The sequence below is a fragment of the Rhizobium sp. K102 genome (genome assembly GCF_022385315.1).
GTDB classification, from domain to species: Bacteria; Pseudomonadota; Alphaproteobacteria; order Rhizobiales; family Rhizobiaceae; genus Rhizobium; species Rhizobium croatiense.
Genome location: NZ_CP092436.1, coordinates 65,554 through 83,130, shown reverse-complemented (window position 1 = coordinate 83,130; position 17,577 = coordinate 65,554). Strand labels below are relative to the sequence as shown.

15 protein-coding genes and 2 pseudogenes are annotated in these 17,577 nt (G+C 59.1%); 9 read left to right on the top strand and 8 right to left on the bottom strand.

Annotation, left to right across the window (positions count from 1 at the left end; all coding sequences use genetic code 11):
- Positions 1 to 64 precede the first annotated feature (64 nt).
- From MHI61_RS06400 to nuoH, 3 genes are read right to left on the bottom strand one after another with little or no spacing between them, the layout of a single operon-like run.
- Complete coding sequence (locus MHI61_RS06400; protein WP_239791363.1) at positions 65 to 505, bottom strand: CBS domain-containing protein; 441 nt, start codon at positions 503 to 505, stop codon at positions 65 to 67.
- A 45-nt stretch (positions 506 to 550) separates the two neighbouring features.
- On the bottom strand, positions 551 to 1,117 hold the full coding sequence (locus tag MHI61_RS06395) for an NADH-quinone oxidoreductase subunit I (protein WP_096771693.1): 567 nt from the start codon (positions 1,115 to 1,117) through the stop codon (positions 551 to 553).
- A 10-nt stretch (positions 1,118 to 1,127) separates the two neighbouring features.
- Complete coding sequence (gene nuoH / locus MHI61_RS06390; RefSeq protein ID WP_239791362.1) at positions 1,128 to 2,129, bottom strand: NADH-quinone oxidoreductase subunit NuoH; 1,002 nt, start codon at positions 2,127 to 2,129, stop codon at positions 1,128 to 1,130.
- Positions 2,130 to 2,365: 236 nt separating this feature from the next.
- On the opposite strand from nuoH, the gene MHI61_RS06385 reads away from it, so the two are divergent.
- The 7 genes from MHI61_RS06385 to MHI61_RS32775 all read left to right on the top strand — a co-directional run bounded on the left by MHI61_RS06385 (position 2,366) and on the right by MHI61_RS32775 (position 10,489).
- A complete protein-coding gene (locus MHI61_RS06385) occupies positions 2,366 to 2,677 on the top strand; it encodes a hypothetical protein (RefSeq protein ID WP_239791361.1) in 312 nt (103 codons plus the stop codon).
- 4 nt (positions 2,678 to 2,681) lie between these two features.
- Entirely contained in the window at positions 2,682 to 3,002 is a 321-nt protein-coding gene (locus MHI61_RS06380; protein WP_239791360.1) for a hypothetical protein, read from the top strand.
- 1,209 nt (positions 3,003 to 4,211) lie between these two features.
- Complete coding sequence (locus tag MHI61_RS06375) at positions 4,212 to 5,132, top strand: ABC transporter substrate-binding protein (RefSeq protein WP_239791359.1); 921 nt, start codon at positions 4,212 to 4,214, stop codon at positions 5,130 to 5,132.
- Positions 5,133 to 5,201: 69 nt separating this feature from the next.
- Positions 5,202 to 6,809 (top strand): amino acid ABC transporter permease/ATP-binding protein, encoded by a 1,608-nt coding sequence (locus tag MHI61_RS06370; RefSeq protein WP_239791358.1) that lies wholly within the window; start codon positions 5,202 to 5,204, stop codon positions 6,807 to 6,809.
- Between the two features lie 35 nt (positions 6,810 to 6,844).
- Complete coding sequence (locus MHI61_RS06365) at positions 6,845 to 8,086, top strand: acetamidase/formamidase family protein (RefSeq protein WP_239791357.1); 1,242 nt, start codon at positions 6,845 to 6,847, stop codon at positions 8,084 to 8,086.
- A gap of 53 nt (positions 8,087 to 8,139) precedes the next feature.
- Entirely contained in the window at positions 8,140 to 9,567 is a 1,428-nt protein-coding gene (locus MHI61_RS32780; protein WP_345774862.1) for a helix-turn-helix transcriptional regulator, read from the top strand.
- Positions 9,485 to 10,489 (top strand): acetamidase/formamidase family protein, encoded by a 1,005-nt coding sequence (locus MHI61_RS32775; protein ID WP_345774868.1) that lies wholly within the window; start codon positions 9,485 to 9,487, stop codon positions 10,487 to 10,489. The genes MHI61_RS32780 and MHI61_RS32775 overlap by 83 nt, the downstream gene beginning before the upstream one ends.
- Before the next feature lie 183 nt (positions 10,490 to 10,672).
- Here MHI61_RS32775 and MHI61_RS06355 read toward each other — a convergent pair whose 3' ends face one another.
- The 5 genes and pseudogenes from MHI61_RS06355 to MHI61_RS06335 form a co-directional block, all read right to left on the bottom strand.
- Positions 10,673 to 11,728 (bottom strand): maleylacetate reductase, encoded by a 1,056-nt coding sequence (locus MHI61_RS06355; protein ID WP_239791356.1) that lies wholly within the window; start codon positions 11,726 to 11,728, stop codon positions 10,673 to 10,675.
- A 1-nt stretch (position 11,729) separates the two neighbouring features.
- Positions 11,730 to 12,613: pseudogene (locus MHI61_RS06350) on the bottom strand (intradiol ring-cleavage dioxygenase).
- 11 nt (positions 12,614 to 12,624) lie between these two features.
- The gene (gene tsdA, locus MHI61_RS06345; RefSeq protein ID WP_239791355.1) at positions 12,625 to 13,599 is read right to left on the bottom strand and encodes a gamma-resorcylate decarboxylase; all 975 of its coding nucleotides are present in this window, start codon (positions 13,597 to 13,599) and stop codon (positions 12,625 to 12,627) included.
- Positions 13,600 to 13,619: 20 nt separating this feature from the next.
- Positions 13,620 to 14,797 (bottom strand): annotated as a pseudogene (locus tag MHI61_RS06340) (flavin-dependent monooxygenase).
- 72 nt (positions 14,798 to 14,869) lie between these two features.
- Positions 14,870 to 15,373, bottom strand: a complete 504-nt coding sequence (locus tag MHI61_RS06335; protein ID WP_239791354.1) for a flavin reductase family protein — start codon at positions 15,371 to 15,373, stop codon at positions 14,870 to 14,872.
- A gap of 323 nt (positions 15,374 to 15,696) precedes the next feature.
- Between MHI61_RS06335 and MHI61_RS06330 the strand changes: the two genes are divergently transcribed.
- Positions 15,697 to 16,995 carry an aromatic acid/H+ symport family MFS transporter gene (locus MHI61_RS06330; protein WP_239791353.1) on the top strand — a complete coding sequence of 433 codons (1,299 nt, stop codon included), beginning with the start codon at positions 15,697 to 15,699 and terminating at the stop codon, positions 16,993 to 16,995.
- Positions 16,996 to 17,127: 132 nt separating this feature from the next.
- Complete coding sequence (locus tag MHI61_RS06325; RefSeq protein WP_097582091.1) at positions 17,128 to 17,565, top strand: MarR family transcriptional regulator; 438 nt, start codon at positions 17,128 to 17,130, stop codon at positions 17,563 to 17,565.
- The last annotated feature ends 12 nt before the right edge of the window (positions 17,566 to 17,577 follow it).

Genomic DNA, 17,577 nt, shown 5'->3' with positions numbered 1-17,577 from the left:
GGTCGGGGCGCCGCGCCTCCCGCAAGCTGCCCTTCCCCAGAGTCCTCACATCAAGCTGGCGACGTCAGTGATACCTGGTCCCGCAGATGTAATCCTGCAGATCCTGCTCTGTGCGCTGCGCTTCGTCGAGCCTATGTTTGACCACGTCGCCGATACTAACCACGCCGACAACGTCGCCTCCATCCAGGACCAGCACATGACGCGTACGCCGCTGGGTCATGATCCCCATCACGGAGGGGAGCAAATCCCGGGTCGAACAGGTCGCCACATTGCGGTTCATGACATCCGCGACGCGCATCATCGCCGCCTCGGCCCCGTATTCCGCCACCGCATTGCAGCAATCCCGCTCGGATAGCGAACCCAGGTATTCGTCGTTCGATTGGCTGACGACGACGAAGCCGATATTGTTGTCGCGAAACAGCCTCAAGACTTCCACCATCGTCTGATCGGGAGCGACCGCAATGACACCGACACCCTTGTTCTTCATGATTTCGCCGACAAGCATCTGAGCCTCCTGTCTGCGCGCTCCGGCTTGACGGATGGCGCGCGTTCACGTTCGCCGGATATTCCGCCACCAGTTGTAGCCCTGCATCTCTTTCGTCTCGACGAGCACGTCCTTCTTTGTATTCAGGCGGGCGGTTACCACGCCGCCGCCGGTTGCCGCCTTGCCCGGCTTGGCGAGCAGGTCGTCGCGCCCGATCACCAGGTCACGCGAGGAAAAACTCGAAAATTCGTACTGCTGGCCAAGCGCGATTGCATCCGCTGGGCAGGCGTCCTCGCACAGCCCGCAGAACAGGCAGCGAGCCGTGTCGATCTCGAATTTGGCCGGATGCCGGTTGCCCTTCTCGTCCTCGTAGGGGACAACTTCGATACAGTCGCAGGGACAGATCCGCGCGCAGAGTTCGCAGGCCACGCACTTGATCTCGCCCTCTTCATCACGCGTCAGGAAGTGATGCCCGCGATAGCGTGAGTACGGGAGCCATTTTTCCTTGTCCGGATATTGCATGGTTACGGTTCTGGAGAACAGGTAGCCGAAGGTCAGCACCAACGCACTCGCCAGATCGGCGAAGAACGCCCAACCAATCCATGTTCCAACTTTGTCCTGCGCGCGCGACATCGCCGCCTCGCTACGGAGCCGCCATGGCCCCTAAAAGTACACCGGTTATAATTATGTTCGCCATCGACAGAGGAAGCAAGACTTTCCATCCGATCGCCATCAGTTGGTCGTAGCGGTAGCGGGGGAAAGTGAAGCGGAACCAGATAAACACATAGACGAAGAATGCGACCTTGAGCACAAACCAGAGCAGTGGTGGCAAGGGGATTAGGATACCGTTCCAGCCGCCGAAAAACAGGATGACCACCAGGACCGACACCAGCAACACGATGGCATATTCGCTGACCATGAAAAACGCAAAGCGGATACCGCTGTATTCTGTATGGAAGCCGGCGCCCAGATCGCCTTCCGCTTCCGAAAGATCGAAAGGAATACGCTGCGCTTCGGCCAATCCGGCGACGAAGAACACGAAGAAGCCGACCGGTTGGTAGACGATGTTCCAGACATCGGTTTGGGCCCGCACGATGTCGAGCAGGCTCATGGATTGCGCCAACATGACCACCCCGATCACCGCGAACCCCATCGGAATCTCGTAGCTGATCATCTGGGCGCAGGTCCTGAGGCTGCCGAGGACCGCGTATTTGCTGTTGGCGGCCCAGCCACCGAAGATGACACCATAGACCTCGATCCCGATCACCGCAAAGACGAAGAGTAATGCCACATTCATGTTGGAGATGTAGAGCGTGATCTCGGCGCCGAGGACCGAGATGCTTTCGCCGAAGGGGATCGCGACGAACACCACAAAGGGAGGGGCGAGCGCCAGTATTGGCGCCAGTTTGAACAGGAAGCGATCGGCCTCGGCCGGGATGTGGTCCTCTTTGGTTAGGAGCTTGATCCCGTCCGCCACCGGCTGCAGGAGCCCGTGCCACCCCACGCGCATCGGCCCCATCCGCTGCTGCATATGCCCGGCGATCTTGCGTTCCAGCCAGGTCAGCGGCAAAGGCAGCAGCAGCAAGATCGCGATCAGAACAGCGACCTTGAGAACGATCAGGCCAAGGGCGACGATAAGCTCCATGATCCGCGGCTACTTATTCATCGGGTTGAAACGCGCAACCGGACTTTGGCTCCGGCTATACGCTGAGCACTTGAGCACTTTGTCAGGCTACATACTATAACGGCGACGCAGCTCTTACAACGACCACTACAGTTGTGTGGTCGCTGGCGATAATCTGTCCGAGTTCAAGACGTTCGAGACGCCTGGTTCGATGCGCACGTCCCTGTATTGCGTTACTTGCGAAAAGGCGGTTGTTTGTGAACCATCTGAAGCTGACCATTGCGGGCATCTATCTGGCCTTCCTCGAGAAGATGAAGTCTTCGTCCCAGCGATTCTCTGATGAGGCGATTGATTTTATGTGCCGCGACCATCAGCTTGCCGATGTCTCGGCCGTTCTTTGCTCGCTCGACATCGTCTTTGGCGAAGTCGACGTCGATCAAATAGCGGCAGCGCCGTCAGCCGCGGAGACGATGCTATCTGCAATCAGTGGCCACCAGGGCAGGAATTTCGGGAACAGGCTGGGGATCTCGAGGTTGGAGAGGCGTAACGCAACTTGCGGAAGGACGTGATAACATGAGAGTCAAACTTACCTGCGCCGCGCTGGCCGCATTCGGAATGGCCACCGGCGCCTTTGCCCAGTCGAGCACCACAACGGGAACCAGTACGGATTCCAGCATTACCGGCACCCGAAGCGGCGGAGGCACACAGACCATGCAGCCGATGACCACCGATCCCAGCTCGACAGGCAGCACCTTCAACGGCTCGATGGGTTCGACCCTGCCCGGCGGTTGCAGCGGCGGCAGCGCCCCTGCAAACTCTACCGCTTCAGGCTCTGTGCAGACGCAGGGCGGCCTTAGCGATGCAACCCCCCAGGGCGAGGCCTGCTCACAATAGCAGAAACGTAACCCTATGCGCTCCGAATGGCGGCGCCAGCGAGGTCATCGTATCGTCGCACGCCGCCATTCGGGTGACAGGTGGAAACCGCCGGAAACACTTCTCCTTTATAACAACCGGGCACTTGCCTGCCCAAGGAGGCCGTGGCCTAACCGCTAGCCGGTCAGGGAAATCGATGGTCGAAGTGAAGTTTGATGCGTGCGGGACCTAACTTTTGATGCCTCTCGCGGTAGGCGCTTCCGGCGGCATAACCGTTGCGAAAAGCCGGCACTGTTAATCGCCGCGCTGATATCGACCTCCTTGTCGCCGCAGTTCCTAGCATGATGAGAAAACTGGTGTGGGGGATATAAGCAGGCCGCACTGGGAGGAAAGCGTTGGAACGAACAGCATCGTACCGGAACCCTGGCTTCAGACGGCAGGTGCCAACCCAATTGCAACCAGTCGAAGCCACGGGGCAGCTGCGTATCGTGATGCGCTGGAATGTCACCATTCAACCATCTGGTCTAATTATCTACTTCATGCCGGCTTAGGTTCATTGGGTTTTCCGCTCGCACAAGCGGTGAGATGACTGGATTGACGATCCGGAGACGAGGCACCGGAGCTTGGAAAGCGAGCCGGATGATTTTTATTCTGTGTGGGTTATCATTTTCAGTTTCGATGTAAATCGTCGCTCCCGCTCTCGAACCGAGGATCCCCAATCCCAGGATCGATTTAACGGAAACAGTATAAACAGGAAAATTGCGGCTCTCGTTCCGTACCACATAGGCTGTCCTCGCGGCGCCTGCATCGACGCAGAACGTCACGCGACTGCCAATCGTCACGGCATCAGGAGACCCTGCTTGGGGACCAAATTGAAGCCTGCAACAACTTAATTCTCAGCAAACGGCTATAGGCAGCATCGCGAGGACCCTGATCAAGAATTTCCTATAGGAGAGCGTGGTCGTCAGTCGTTAGGTAACTCGCAGGTGGTGTAGGCATGGCATTACTCCTCGGAGCCCGTTACTCTGCAATCAAGTAGGATCTCGAGTCTGAGCGTTTTTTAATCGGACGATGCACAATAGTTAAGCAATTGATGTGAAACGATAATTCTTCCGCTCTAAATAACAATAATATGTGCGCCCACCGACAACTGCCCATCGATAAAGTGCGCCTAAGCTCCCTCGTGTCTGCTGCAACAAATAAGGCAGCGCTAAAACAATGGAGCGGGAAATGAAAAATCTTGGAATTGGGAGCAATCAGACGATTCGCCGGACCTGGCTTGGACTCGGCTTTGTAGCTCATCTATTTGCAGTGGCAGTTGGTACAGCAATGTTTGTGCCTGTCTCTGAAGCGCGTGCTGCAGCACCAGCGGCTTGCGCGGACCTACAGGCAAAAAATCCTTCTCTTAAGGACAAGACGCTTGTCAACGCGATCAACCCACATACGCCGGGATACGAGTCGATCAATCCCAGTGATCCGACCAAATACATCGGCTTCGACATCGATCTCGCCGAAGCTATCGGTGAGTGCCTCGGCCTCAAGCTGGAATACAAGGCCGTCACCTTCGCAGCCCTTTTGACCACGCTTCAGGCTGGCCAAGCTGATATCGTCATTTCTGACATCTACGCCACCAAGGATCGCGCCAGGGCTGCCGATTTCATCACGTATCTCAAGGTCTATGACGGCGTCCTGGTGGCCAAGGCCAATCCGAAGAAAATCGATGGTATCAACAAATCTCTGTGTGGCGCCGTCGCTGCAGAGAATACCGGCTATGTCGAAGTGCCGTTGATCCAGGCTCTGGAAGCGGAGTGCAAGGCAGCTGGCCTACCGGCGCCGGAGATCCAGCTTTACGACAATAACGCCAACTGCATCCAGGCAATCCTAGCCGGTCGTGCGGATACCTATATCAACGACGTGAACACCGTCGATGGAGCAGTCAAGGCCTATCCCGACAAGCTGGAGAAGGCCGCTTCTGTCGACCTGCCCTACTCGGTCGGTATCGCCGTCCCGCGCGATAACCCCGATTTCCGTGCAGCGGTGATGGCCGCCCTGACTGAAATCCAGAAGTCTGGTCTGCAGGTCGAGATGATGAAGAAGTGGAATCTTCCGGAAGACCAGCTGGAAGAACCAAAGCTCGTCCTCGGCGATTGAGCGTTCATCTGCGAGACCGGGCATCAAAAGGCCCGGTCAACGACTCCCACTGAAGCCGAGTAGACCAAAATGGATCTTTTCTTCCATTATCTCAGTCAGTCCTATCTGATGACCGGGATCGCCTATACACTGCTCATCACCGGCATCGGCCTTCTTGGCGGCGCCATAATGGGCATCGTTCTTGCCGCAATGCAGCTCAGCCGCTTCCGCATGCTGGCGGTGGTCGCGCGTGCCTATGCCATCATCTTTCGCGGCACTCCGCTCATCCTGCAGATGATCTTCTGTTACAACGCGCTGCCGCTGATCGGCATTAGGCTCACTGCTGTCGAGGCCGCGAGCCTGGCGCTTGCGCTCAACGAGGCTCCCTTCATTGCGGAGATCATCCGCGCCAATGTGCTCGCCGTCGATCGGGGGCAGATCGCGGCAGGGCAAGCGCTCGGCATGACTCCGTCTGCCATCATGCGACGCATCATCGCTGCGCAGGCAATCCGCACGATGGTGCCGGGTCTTGGCAACGAGGCAGTGAGTGCGCTCAAGAATTCCTCGCTCGCCTCGGTCGTGTCGGTGCAGGAGTTGACGCTTCGAAGCACGCAGCTCGCATCAGCAACGTTCGATTTTTTCTCGATCTTTTTCGCTTCAGGCTTGATGTATCTCGTGTTGACAGGAGGCATCGCCGTCATCCAGCTTGTTGTCGAAGCCATGCTGGATCTCGATGCTCCAAGCGGTCGAGATAGATTGACGAGGCTACTACCGCTGCGGCGCGCAAGGTCTGCTCACGTTGACGAAATCGCCTCGGAGAAGCCTGTGGGCACTTCTCTGACGCCGCTTCCGCCAGCATCCGTGAAGGCCGCGCGGCCAATCGATAAGGAAAAGCGTTGCGCTGCCCTAGCCTCGAGCCGGCCTGCCATCGAGATCAGGCACCTTTGCAAGACCTACTCCGGCCGGACCGTGCTCAACGGGCTTGATCTCAATATAAGGATTGGGGAGGTGGTGGCCCTCCTCGGACCCAGCGGTTCGGGTAAGAGTACGCTCCTGCGCTGTATCAATCACCTTGAGACATGGGACGGCGGCACCATCGGGGTCTTGGGGCGCAGGATCGGCACCGGCCCCGATGGCCGATCGCTATCGCCACGCGCCATTGCCAACGAGCGGGCAAGCGTCGGGGTAGGCATGGTGTTCCAGAACTTTAATCTGTTCGGGCATCTGACGGCGAAGGAAAATATCGCCGGCCCCTTGCGCTGGGTGCAGGGACTGTCCGTGAACGAATCGGATCGCAGGGCGATGGAGCTTCTGGCCCGTGTAGGCCTTTCTCACCGCGCAGATGCTTTACCGCGTCATATGTCCGGCGGCCAGCAGCAGCGGGTAGCTATAGCCCGGGCGCTGGCGCCAAATCCGGCAATCCTGCTTCTTGACGAGCCAACCTCCGCCCTTGACCCTGAACTGGTAAGCGAGGTCCTCGAAGTGATCCGACGCCTCGCGATCGAAGATGGGCTGACAATGGTCATTTCGACCCATCAGATCGGCTTTGCACGCGATGTGGCCGACCGGGCGGTTTTCCTGGCTGATGGCGCCGTCATCGAACAGGGCGCTGCCGACGACGTTCTCTTACGGCCTAAGAACCCCCGCACCGCGCAATTCCTTCAGATTATTGACGAGGAAGCTAGTCAGACCACCTGAGCGTCCGACAGACAGCACCACAATCGGAGATCTAGATGAGACACCACACATTGCCAGTTTCGCCTTCGACGGTTCACTGGGGCTACTTCAGCAAGGCGGTCGAACCGGCGCTTACACTGAAGTCCGGCGACCGGGCGACAATCGAAACCCTCACCCATCACGCCAATGACGACTACGAGCGCATGATCGAAGGGGATCCCGCGGCAGAGGCGATCTTCCACTGGACCAAGGAACAGAAGACCATCGCACGACGCGGTTCGGGACCAACCGATGGCCCATACAAGATCGGCGCAGGTGAGGGCGTCGGCGTGCATCTGCTCACCGGCCCAGTGGCGATCAAAGGTGCGGAGCCAGGCGACATCCTAGAGGTGCGCATTCTCGACGTGCGGCCCCGGCCAAGTTGCAGTGCCTGCTATGCCGGCCGGTGTTTCGGCTCAAATGCCGCGGCCAACTGGGGCTTCCATTACCACGACCTTATCGAAGAGCCTAAGCCACGTGAAGTCGTGACGATCTTCGAGCTCGATACGGCTGGAGAGCCTTATGCAAAGGCGGTTTATAACTACGTCTGGACGCCGCAAACCGATCCGGACGGCGTCGTTCACCCGACAATTGATTATCCCGGCGTCCGCGTGGACCACAGACTGATCAAGCGTCGAGAAAACATCTTGCAGAACGTGCGTGTTCCCGCACGCCTTCATTTCGGCACCATGGGGCTCGCCCCAGCGGAGGCCGACTTCGTGAGTTCGATCCCGCCCTCCTACACGGGTGGCAATATCGACGACTGGCGCATGGGGCGGGGCGCACGGATGTATTATCCTGTCGCAGTCAATGGCGCCTATTTTTCCGTCGGCGATCCTCATGCTGCGCAAGGTGACAGTGAACTCGGGGGGACGGCCATCGAGACCTCATTGACTGGCGATTTCGAATTTGTGCTGCATAAAAAAGCGGATCTCGGGGGCACTATCCTGGAAGGTTTGGCGCATCCCATGCTTGAAACGGACGAACAATGGTCGGTCTACGGTTTTACCTATCCTAACTACCTGGAAAGCCTCGGCCTCAATGCGCAAACCGAGATCGCTCAGCATTCCAGTGTCGACCGCGCCATGCGTGACGCCTTCCGCAAGCTGCGGCGCTTCCTGATGACGGCGCACAAGATGAGCGAGGACGAGGCGATCGCGCTGATGTCAGTAGCCGCTGATTTCGGTGTCACGCAGGTGGTGGATGCAAACTGGGGCGTGCATGGCTCAATCCGGAAGAACGTGTTCCGATGCTACTAAGGCCAGGTCTGGCGTTTGACCCTTCGCAAGTGCAATATAAAACGATCGGCGCAGTGGATGCGCCGGTCGGCACCTTGGATGTAGGGATGAACGTGAGGCAATTTATAGCCGAATCCTATCCGCACGACGCTCGCGGCGACATGTGGCGCGAGGTCCTCGCGGAGCTACATCTTCATTCTGTTGCAATGGCCGAAGAAACCGTCAGCTATTCAAGCGCCGTTCTCCGCGGTGACCGAGACGGCGTCATACTGGCACGCCTTGTCGCTGGCTCGCAGATACTGTCATCGATGCCGCAACGGTCGCGCATGCTGATGGGCATGATACCGCTTGACGCGGACGTGGAGGTGGTCGGCGGCAGTTTCACCTTAACGGTTGGCAGTGGCGCTTTAATCGTGCTGCAGATGGATAGGCAGTGGGAGATGAAGCTTACCGGAAACAACCGGGTCGTCGCATTCACGCTCTCCGACGCCGCCCTGCAGCGCCGAGGCGCCGGTTGGACACCATTTGCCGATCCACGCTGCTACCCGGCAAAGGGCTTGGCCGCTGTCCTCATTCGTGCAGTCGAAAGTGCGTCCGGGGAGATCGACGACATTTCCGTCGCCGAATGGCAGTCGTTTGAACAGTTCATTGCAGATCTCTTCGTGACGATGATTGTCGAGACCGAGGCGACGGACATGCGGGCGACACCAAGCGTCGCAGCGCTCTTCAACCGGATCACGCTTGCAATCGAAAAACGTCTGCACGATCCCGATCTCTCGGCCGCCAAAGTGTCTCGGGTCGAAGGCATTTCCGAGCGCTACTTGCAGAAACTGTTTGAGCAGAACGGCGAGAGCTTCACGCACTACCTGCGGGAGCGCCGCCTTCAGCGTGCCCGAAGTGCATTGGTCACTCCTGCCGAGACCAGATTGCCGGTCGCCGATGTTGCTTACAGCTGCGGCTTCAATGATGCAGCGAACTTCAACCGGGTCTTTAAGGAGCGCTTCGGTCTTCCACCAGGCGCCTTTCGAAATCGTCACCTTGATAATCAGCTCGACGGACTGAACGCAGCGCAGCGGGGATGGCCAGTGAAGGCGCTCGCCTCGAAAAAAGCAATAGTCCGCAACATGATGGATCGCACCGCGAAAGCTGGCCAAGGCTGCGTCGAGCCTGTGACGGTTCCCGCGACGGCGCACCACAAACTGAGAATCGACGCCACGAATATTCACTGGGGCTATTTTAGTCGTTCGCTTGAACCGGTGCTGGAGATAAGCCCGGGTGATACCGTCGAGGTCGAGACCCTTAGTCAACATGCCTCCGACGCACCCGAATTGATGATCGAGGGGGATGCTGCTGCCGAAGAAGTCTTCCATTGGACGCGGGAGAGAAAATCGGTGGACCGACGCGGTGCAGGCCCTGTCGATGCATCCATCTTCGGCCGCGGGGCCGGAGAAGGTTTCGGCGTTCCACATCTGCACTGGCCCAATCTACGTCAAGAACGCTGAGCCCGGCGATGTTATCGAAGTTCATATCGAGGACATGTTGCCACGCCCCAGTCGAGGTCCAGGTCACGAAGGACGCTATTTTGGCAGCAACGTCGCAGCTTGGTGGGGCTACCACTACGGTGAATTGCTCAAGGAGCCGAAGCCGCGTGAAAACGTAACAATCTACGAAATCTTTCCCGACGAAGGCTACGCCCAGGCACTATATTCGTATCATTGGGCGCCACAGACAGACCCCTACGGCGTCGTTCACCGGACCTACGATTATCCCGGAGTGCCAGTGAAGACGTCCGACCTCGAAGTCCACCAGTCGGCGATCGGCCATGTGCGCATACCACTGCGTCCGCATTTCGGCGTCGTTGCTCTGGCTCCGAGAGAGGTGGACTTCATCGATTCCGTGCCGCCGGCCTATTTCGGGGGTAATCTCGACAACTGGCGGCTTGGCAAAGGATCAAGCGTGTTCCTGCCGGTATCCGTGCATGGCGGATTGCTTTCGATCGGGGATCCACATGCCGCGCAAGGCGATGGCGAACTCTCGGGAACGGCGATCGAGTGCTCCATGACCGGCCGGGTCAGGATCACGCTGCACAAGCGGGACGAGCGCTTATGTGATCCGACATATCCGTTGATCGAAACGCCTACGGAATGGGTGCTGACCGGCTTCAGCCATCCCGATTATCTCACCGAATTTGGTGCGAAAGGACAAGGCGAGGTCTATGCCAAGTCTTCGCTCGACCTTGCGATGAAGGACGCCTTCCGCAAGGCGCGGCGGTTCCTCATGGCGACCCATCGTCTCAGCGAGGATGAGGCCGTTGCGGTAATGTCGGCAGCCGTCGACTTTGGCGTCACGCAGGTCGTTGACGGAAACTGGGGTGTGCACGCGATCATCCGCAAAGCGATCTTCGAGACGGAACGGGAACGCTGAAATGCAAGCGCTTGTCGATCTTATCCGCTGGCCCGTATCCTCGTCGGAGAGATGGTTGTCGATCAGTTCGACCAGATCGTCGCGCTCGCTTGCGAGCGCATCATAGTCGGCCTGCTCCTAGGCGGAAGCTTGACGTCTTGGAGCTGCGAAGATCTGCAGGTATCGCGCGCAGATCGAAACAGTTCAGTCGCGCCAACCGCCGTCGAATGCATCCGTCAACAGCGCCCGAATAGCCGGTTCGGTGACAGGCGCCGGATTCCAATAGGGATTGGACACCGCCTGGGCGGCCGCTTCGCCTATACGCTCGCCCGGCATGCCGATTGCAGCAAGAGACAGCGGCGCACCGATCTCCCGGGTGAGGTTCCGGAGTCCGGTTGCGGCATTCTCCACACTCAGCGCCCGCGCCACTTTTGCGGCCGCTTCGGGTGCAGCTTGCATGTTGTAACGCATCGCGTAAGGCAGGATCACGCTGTGGGTTTCGGCATGCGGCAGGTCGAACATGCCGCCCAGCGTGTGGCAAAGCTTGTGATGAAGCGCCATTCCGACGCAACCCAGGCAGATGCCGCAGAGCCATGCACCATAGAGAGCATCTGAGCGGGCCTCAACGTTCAGGCTATCACGGACAATCTGCGGCAGCGCCCGCGCCAGCGCGCGGATCCCGTCCTCTGCCATCAGATTGGTCACCGGGTTGCGGTCGCGGGCGTAGAGTGCCTCGACCGCATGTGCAATCGCGTTGAGGCCGCTGACCGCTGATAAATGCACCGGAAGTTCCAGTGTGAGCGAGACGTCGTAGATAACCGTTTCCGGCAACACGCGCATATCACGGAGCGTGACTTTGCGGCCATCTTCGGTCTGCCCGAGAATGGGCGTCATTTCCGACCCCGCATAAGTCGTCGGCACGATGAGCTGCGGCAGATCCGTGCGAAGCGCGATTGCCTTCGAAAGGCCGGTTGTCGAGCCGCCACCGATTGCGATCAGACCATCGGCACTGGTTTTCTCGACAACCGTCATTGCCTCCTGCGTAACCTCGACAGGCGTATGCATGACCGCGCCCGAAAAGATCACGGCCTGTGTCCCGATCAGGTCCGCTACCCTTTCCGCCTCGCTGTTCTGATGAGGCGTGGAAAGGACCAGCGGCCGGGACATGCCGAGCCGCTTCACCTCATCGGCAAGCTGTTTGAGCGTGTCGGTACCGAAAATCACGCGCGTTGCCAATCCGTTGTAGACGAAGTCTTTCATCTCAGGTCTCAGCCCTTTTTGTCAGCACGAAGTCCCAGTCGACCTGCCAATAGGGCGCATTAAGACCCTCGTCCTCGCCCACGCCGTCCTCCTGCCGTGTCCGGAAATCGGCAATGAGACTCTCCTTCACCCCGAACACTGCATCCTGATCCAGATATTGGCAATCCGGGGGAAGATATGGGTAACAACGGGATCGTAACCCTCGGCGCTGACGATGAAATGGATATGCGCCGCGCGGTTCGGATGCCGGCCGAGGCGCCCCAGCAGCTTACCCACCGGCCCGTCGTCGGGGATCGGATAATAGCGCGGTTTGACGGAACGAAACCGATAGCCGCCCTCCCCGTCCGTAGTGAAGACACCGCGCAGATTCCAATCCGGCTGCGTGCCTTTCTGCTGGACGTCGTAGAAGCCGTCGTCGTTGGTCTGCCAGACGTCGATCAGCGCGCCTTCGATCGGATTTCCATCGGTGTCCCTGACAAAGCCGCCGACCACGAGCGGCTCACCTTTGCCGTCGAGACAGATGTTCGTCCCCCGCGCATAACGCGGTGCCTCCGGCACGTAGAACGGACCGAGAATGGTGTTCTCCGTCGCGCCCGAGGGGCGTCGATGGTTGATCGCATCGACCAGCATGGACACACCGAGCACGTCCGAGAGCAGGATGAACTCCTGCCGCCACTCATCGCACATCTGACCGGTCCTGGTGAGGAACTCGATCGCCGCCAGCCATTCCTCATGCGTCGGCTCGATCTCCTTCACCGCGGCATGAAGATGACGCACGATGGCCGACATGATCTCACGCAGGCGGGGATCGATATCCCCGCCCATGCGCGTATTAACGGCCTCGACCGAGTTTTCCTCGGTGAAAAGCGGATAGTTCGTGACCATCTTGCCCTCCCTCATATCCCGAAGAGTAGCTTGGCATTGGTCCGGCCGATTTTCGCCCGATCGGCCTCCGAAATCGTCGTGGTATCGAACCAATCGGCGGCGTGATCGATGTTCTCGAAGGGCCAGTCGGTCGAGAAGAGGATCCGGTCGGCGCCGATTTCCAGCATTGCATCGATGAGCGTCTGGGTACGGAAATTCCCCGATGTCGTGATGTAGAAATTCTCGTTGAAATAGTCGGCGATGCGGCGCTTGGCCGGATATTTCGGCGGCACCTTGACCCAAGCATTGCGGTGGTCGATGCGCCACATCATATAGGGAAGACCTTCGCCCATATGGCCGAGGATGATCCTGAGATTGGGATGCTCGTCGAACAGGCCCGATCCCATCAGGCGCAATGCATGGACCGCCGTTTCCTGGGCAAAGGCCCAGGTCGGGCCCATCAGCCAGGGGTGGCCCTCATAGATCCGGCTGTCCTGCGGCAGGGGATTGCGCGGATGAAGGTAGAACGGCACGTTGAGGGCGGCGACCGTCGCCCAGAAGCCGCGATATTGCGGCAGGTCGTAATAGAGAAGCGCATCGGTATCCGCGCGCTGACTGAAGCCGTTGACGAGCGCGCCGACGAAGCCCAGCTCCTTGACGCAGCGCTCCAGTTCCTGGGCGGCCGCCTCGGGGTCCTGCAGCGGCAGGGCAGCAAAGGCACGAAAGCGGTCGGGACGCTTGGCACATTCTTCGGCTAGCGCATCATTGGCGCGGCGGGCGATATCGATGGCCCGTCCCGTCTCGGCGATGGCCTGAACGGCCGGCGCGTTGAGCGACAGGATCATGGTTTCGATCCCATGCGCATCCATCAGTTTCAGCCGCTTGTCCTGAATGTCGAGCAATCGGGACTGAAGCTCGGTCCAGTAATCGCCCGGTACGAACCCGGCCGAATCCATCAGCGTTTCCGGAATGGCGAAATGTTCCTCGAGCGCGATTTTGCCTTGCATGTCTCTCTCCCGTTCTTGTTTCAGTATTGGCCCTTCGGCTCGAGGCCGAGCATATGCTGGCCGACCATTGTGCCGACGGCATCCCAGTTCATGCTGATATGGCGGCCGACGGCATTGGCATCCCGCCAGGCCCGTTGCACCGGATTGTCCATGTTGAGGCCAAGTCCGCCGGTGGACGCGTTAAGCGCCTCCACGGCTCGCAGCGCCAGGTTGACGGCAAAGGATTGGCCGCGGCGGCTCAGCAATCTGTCCTCGATCATGAATTCGCTGCCTGAACTTGCCAGTTCCTCGGCCCGCGCCACGTCACGCAGCAGGATCTCGCGTGCCGCATCGACGCTGGCCGCAGCTTCTGCCACCCGCAGCTGTATCGTCGCAAATTCCGCCATGCGGCTGTTACCGCCGGCGACCGCCCCGCGAGTGACTCGGGTGCCGGTAGACGCAACATAGCTCTCCAGTGCGCCCTTCGCCGCGCCGACGGCGGCGGAGGCGAGGCAGGACGGAATGCCGGTCAGAAGCGGCATGTTGAAAAGACCGGTTTGGGCATAGAACCTGGCGCCCGGCGTGCGACCGCTTGTGGCATCCGGGAATGTGAGCACGCGATATTTCGGCACGGTAACATTGCTGAGGATCAGGGTCTTGGACCCCGTTCCCGCCAGCCCCGCCACATCCCAGGTGTCCTCGATTTCATATTGCGTCGCGGGCACGAGCAGGAAGGCGGGAACCGGCTTCCGCTCGCCCTCGGCGGGGAGGATGGCGGCGCAGAGCGACCAGTCGGCATTCTCGCAGCCGCTGGCAAAAGCCCAGCGGCCGTTCAGCCGATAACCGTCTTCGGCGGCCTCAGCCATGGAGGTCGGCGCATAGGAACCGCAGAGAAGCGCATCCGGATTTTCCCCCAGACATCATCCTGCGCGGCCTTGGGAAACATGGCGAGCAGCCATTGATGTGCCGACAGAAGGCCCGCGACCCACCCAGTCGAAGCGCAGGCCGAGGCAAGTTCGATATTGGCGTCGACAAGCTCTGAAAAGGGCTTCGGCACGCCACCATAGGCGGCCGGCTTGACCGCATCGAAATAGCCGGCCTCGCGTAGCGCAGCGATATTTTCCGCCGGCACCCGGCGCGCCCTTTCGGTCGCCAATGCCCGGTCCCTGAATGTCGGCAGAAGCGGCAGGACCCGGTCCTTCAGGGAACCGTCGCGCATGATGCGGGCCAGGTTTTCCCCGCCGCTTTCGATGAATTCGAGTTTCATGATCTCCTCCTTCGTCTTCCGCGATCAGGCTGCCGGCTGCGAAACGCAGTATCGGGCGTCCTCGTAGATCAGCGGTATGGTGCTGGGGGCCACGGTCGCGTGAACGACCTGACCAATGAAAAGCGTGTGGGTGCCATAAGGCACGGCAGCCATGCGGCGGCAGACGACATTGGCGTTCGCATCGTCGAGAAGCTGCATGCCGGCCTCGTGCCGCCGCCAGTTCGCCAGTCCGAAGCGCGCATGCGGCTCGACTTTGCCGGCGAATGCCTCAGACAGCGGCCGCTGAGCGTGACTGAGCACATTCACCGCGAAATCCGGCTGACACAGCAGCATTTCGTGCAGGAGGGTCTTGTTGTTGAGGCAGATCACCAGCGACGGCGGATCCATGGAAACGGAGGTGACCGCCGTGACTGTCATGCCATGGTCGATACCGTCCTTTACCGCCGTGATCACGGTGACTGTCGCTGGAAATTTTCGCATCGCGGCACGAAAATTTGCGCCGACCATTCCATCGGATAAAATCTGCATGATCTCTCTCCCATTCCGATTTTTACCAAATATTTGCGTTTGCAATTATTGTCAATGCAAATATTTTCTTAGCCGTAATGGACGAGACCGCAATCTCACTACCGGTCGACCCATTTGAGGTCCCCGCCGAAGATAATTTTAATCGGTATCAGATTTTCTCTTGCAATATTTGCATTTGCAATCTTTTATTGGTGGGCATCGGGCGGGAGAGGACTGTCGGACAAGCATGCCTTGCGCGCCGTTCACAAACCCGATGACGGAAGGGGAGTCTTTGATTTTTGGGCTTCGGCCTTTTTTCAAAGCGAAATCACGGAGGAGGAGCCATGTCTTCGCAGGAAATGAGCGCCATGATGGCGCAAACCAAAAGTACGGCAAGTGTCATTGCCATGTGCGGCTTCATGATAATGTTCGACGGCTATGACTTAGTGGTCTTCGGTGTCATTGCACCCGCGCTGCTCAAGCAGGTGGAATGGGCCCTGGATCCGTCTCTCGTCGGCCGCGCCGCCGCCTTGACCCTGTTCGGCATGCTGCTCGGTGCTGCAATCGCCGGCACTCTCGCCGATCGCATTGGCCGGAAGAAAGTCGTTCTCGGTAGCCTCGCCAGCTTTTCCGTCATGATGATCGCAAGCGGGCTTGCTCCGAACTTCCCGGTCTTCGCAGGCACGCGCTTCCTGAGCGGGCTCGGGCTTGGCGCGCTTCTGCCGACGGTGACCGCACTCATTCTCGAATTCTCGCCCACCAAACGAAAGGCGCTGGCCAACTCGCTGTCCTTTATGGGCTATCTGCTGGGCGGCATTCTCTCGGGTATTCTTGGCATGCTGATCCTGCAGCATTACGGCTGGCGTCCCCTGATGATCATCGGCGGCGCGCCTTTGCTGGCACTGCCGTTCCTGATCAAGTCACTGCCTGAGTCGCCCGACTGGCTCGTCGCCAAAGGCCGCCGTGCCGAGGCTGACGCAATCTGCGATACTTTCGGCCTGGAACGGGTTCTGCACCAGCCGACCACTTCTGGAAAGCAGGGTATCCTGACGCTGTTTGCGGAAGGGCGGCTTGCGCTGACGCTGAACGCCTGGGGGATTCATTTCTGCTCCCTGCTGCTGACCTTCGGCATGGTGAACTGGCTGCCAACCATCATGAACAAGATGGGTTACGACATCAGTTCGGCGCTGCTGTTTGCGATCATGCTCAATGTCGGCGCCGCCATCGGTATCGTCATTGCCGGCCGGATTGCCGATAGGGGCCATGTGAAGATGACTGTCGCCGTATTGTTCGCGATCGGCGCCGCAACGATCTACATGCTTACGCTGAAGCAGGGCGTTCTCATGTACGCACTTGTCGCTCTTGCCGGCGCCGGTACGATCGGAACCCAAATCCTCTCGAATGTTCTGGTCGGCCGCTTCTATCCTGTCCAGATCCGCGGAACGGGCCTTGGCTTTTCGCTCGCGGTCGGCCGGCTGGGTGGTATCGCCGGACCACTGATCGGTGGCGCCGTGCTGCAGCGAGGGCTCGCACCGGAGTGGAACTTCTACATCTTCTCGATAACGGCAGTGGTTGGCTGCGTTTTGACGGGCCTCACCTTCCTGCATGCGACGACCGAGAAGGGAAGTGGCATCGCGCACTGACCGGCAGGAATACCTGCCATCATAGCCGGCCTCGATGAGGCCGGCTTTCATTTGCCCGGACGAACGCGACATTTGATTGCACATGCCCTCGGCTACGGCTATTCAGTGCAGATGCAATAATTGCGAGCGAAAATGTCCTATCGATTTACCGGATCCCTTCCCTATCTTCTAAATCGCGTCGGCGTGCGCATGGGCGAGCTTTTTTTGGAACGGCTGCACGATTTTGACGTTACTTTGCCCATGTACCGCGTCCTGGCCATCCTGAAGCAGGAGGGCCCGCAAAGGCTGACAGATCTGAGCCCCATGGTTACGGTCGAAATCTCCACCCTGTCGCGTCTGGTCACAGTGATGAAGAAGAAAGGACTGGTGTCGCGCACCCGGCCCGACGACGGGCGCACAGTTTCGATCATGCTTACGCCCTCGGGCGATGCGCTCGTGCAGAAGTTGATGCCGCTCGCAGCAGAGTTCGAGGCGGTCGGCGTCGAGACATTCAGCGAGGCTGAAGTTGCTTGGCTGAAATCGGCGCTGAAGATCATCCATACCAATCTGGACAAGCTCGAAGCACGCTGATGTGCCTAGGTG

Excerpts from the sequence above, each read along its gene's own strand:
- nuoH (WP_239791362.1), bottom strand. The coding sequence starts at position 2,129 with ATGGAGCTTATCGTCGCCCTTGGCCTGATCGTTCTCAAGGTCGCTGTT.
- tsdA (WP_239791355.1), bottom strand. The coding sequence starts at position 13,599 with ATGCAAGGCAAAATCGCGCTCGAGGAACATTTCGCCATTCCGGAAACG.
- MHI61_RS06335 (WP_239791354.1), bottom strand. The coding sequence starts at position 15,373 with ATGCAGATTTTATCCGATGGAATGGTCGGCGCAAATTTTCGTGCCGCG.
- MHI61_RS06330 (WP_239791353.1), top strand. The coding sequence starts at position 15,697 with ATGTCTTCGCAGGAAATGAGCGCCATGATGGCGCAAACCAAAAGTACG.
- MHI61_RS06395 (WP_096771693.1), bottom strand. The coding sequence starts at position 1,117 with ATGTCGCGCGCGCAGGACAAAGTTGGAACATGGATTGGTTGGGCGTTC.
- MHI61_RS32775 (WP_345774868.1), top strand. The coding sequence starts at position 9,485 with ATGCATCCATCTTCGGCCGCGGGGCCGGAGAAGGTTTCGGCGTTCCAC.
- MHI61_RS06400 (WP_239791363.1), bottom strand. The coding sequence starts at position 505 with ATGCTTGTCGGCGAAATCATGAAGAACAAGGGTGTCGGTGTCATTGCG.
- MHI61_RS06325 (WP_097582091.1), top strand. The coding sequence starts at position 17,128 with ATGTCCTATCGATTTACCGGATCCCTTCCCTATCTTCTAAATCGCGTC.
- MHI61_RS06380 (WP_239791360.1), top strand. The coding sequence starts at position 2,682 with ATGAGAGTCAAACTTACCTGCGCCGCGCTGGCCGCATTCGGAATGGCC.
- MHI61_RS06365 (WP_239791357.1), top strand. The coding sequence starts at position 6,845 with ATGAGACACCACACATTGCCAGTTTCGCCTTCGACGGTTCACTGGGGC.
- MHI61_RS06375 (WP_239791359.1), top strand. The coding sequence starts at position 4,212 with ATGAAAAATCTTGGAATTGGGAGCAATCAGACGATTCGCCGGACCTGG.
- MHI61_RS06355 (WP_239791356.1), bottom strand. The coding sequence starts at position 11,728 with ATGAAAGACTTCGTCTACAACGGATTGGCAACGCGCGTGATTTTCGGT.
- MHI61_RS06370 (WP_239791358.1), top strand. The coding sequence starts at position 5,202 with ATGGATCTTTTCTTCCATTATCTCAGTCAGTCCTATCTGATGACCGGG.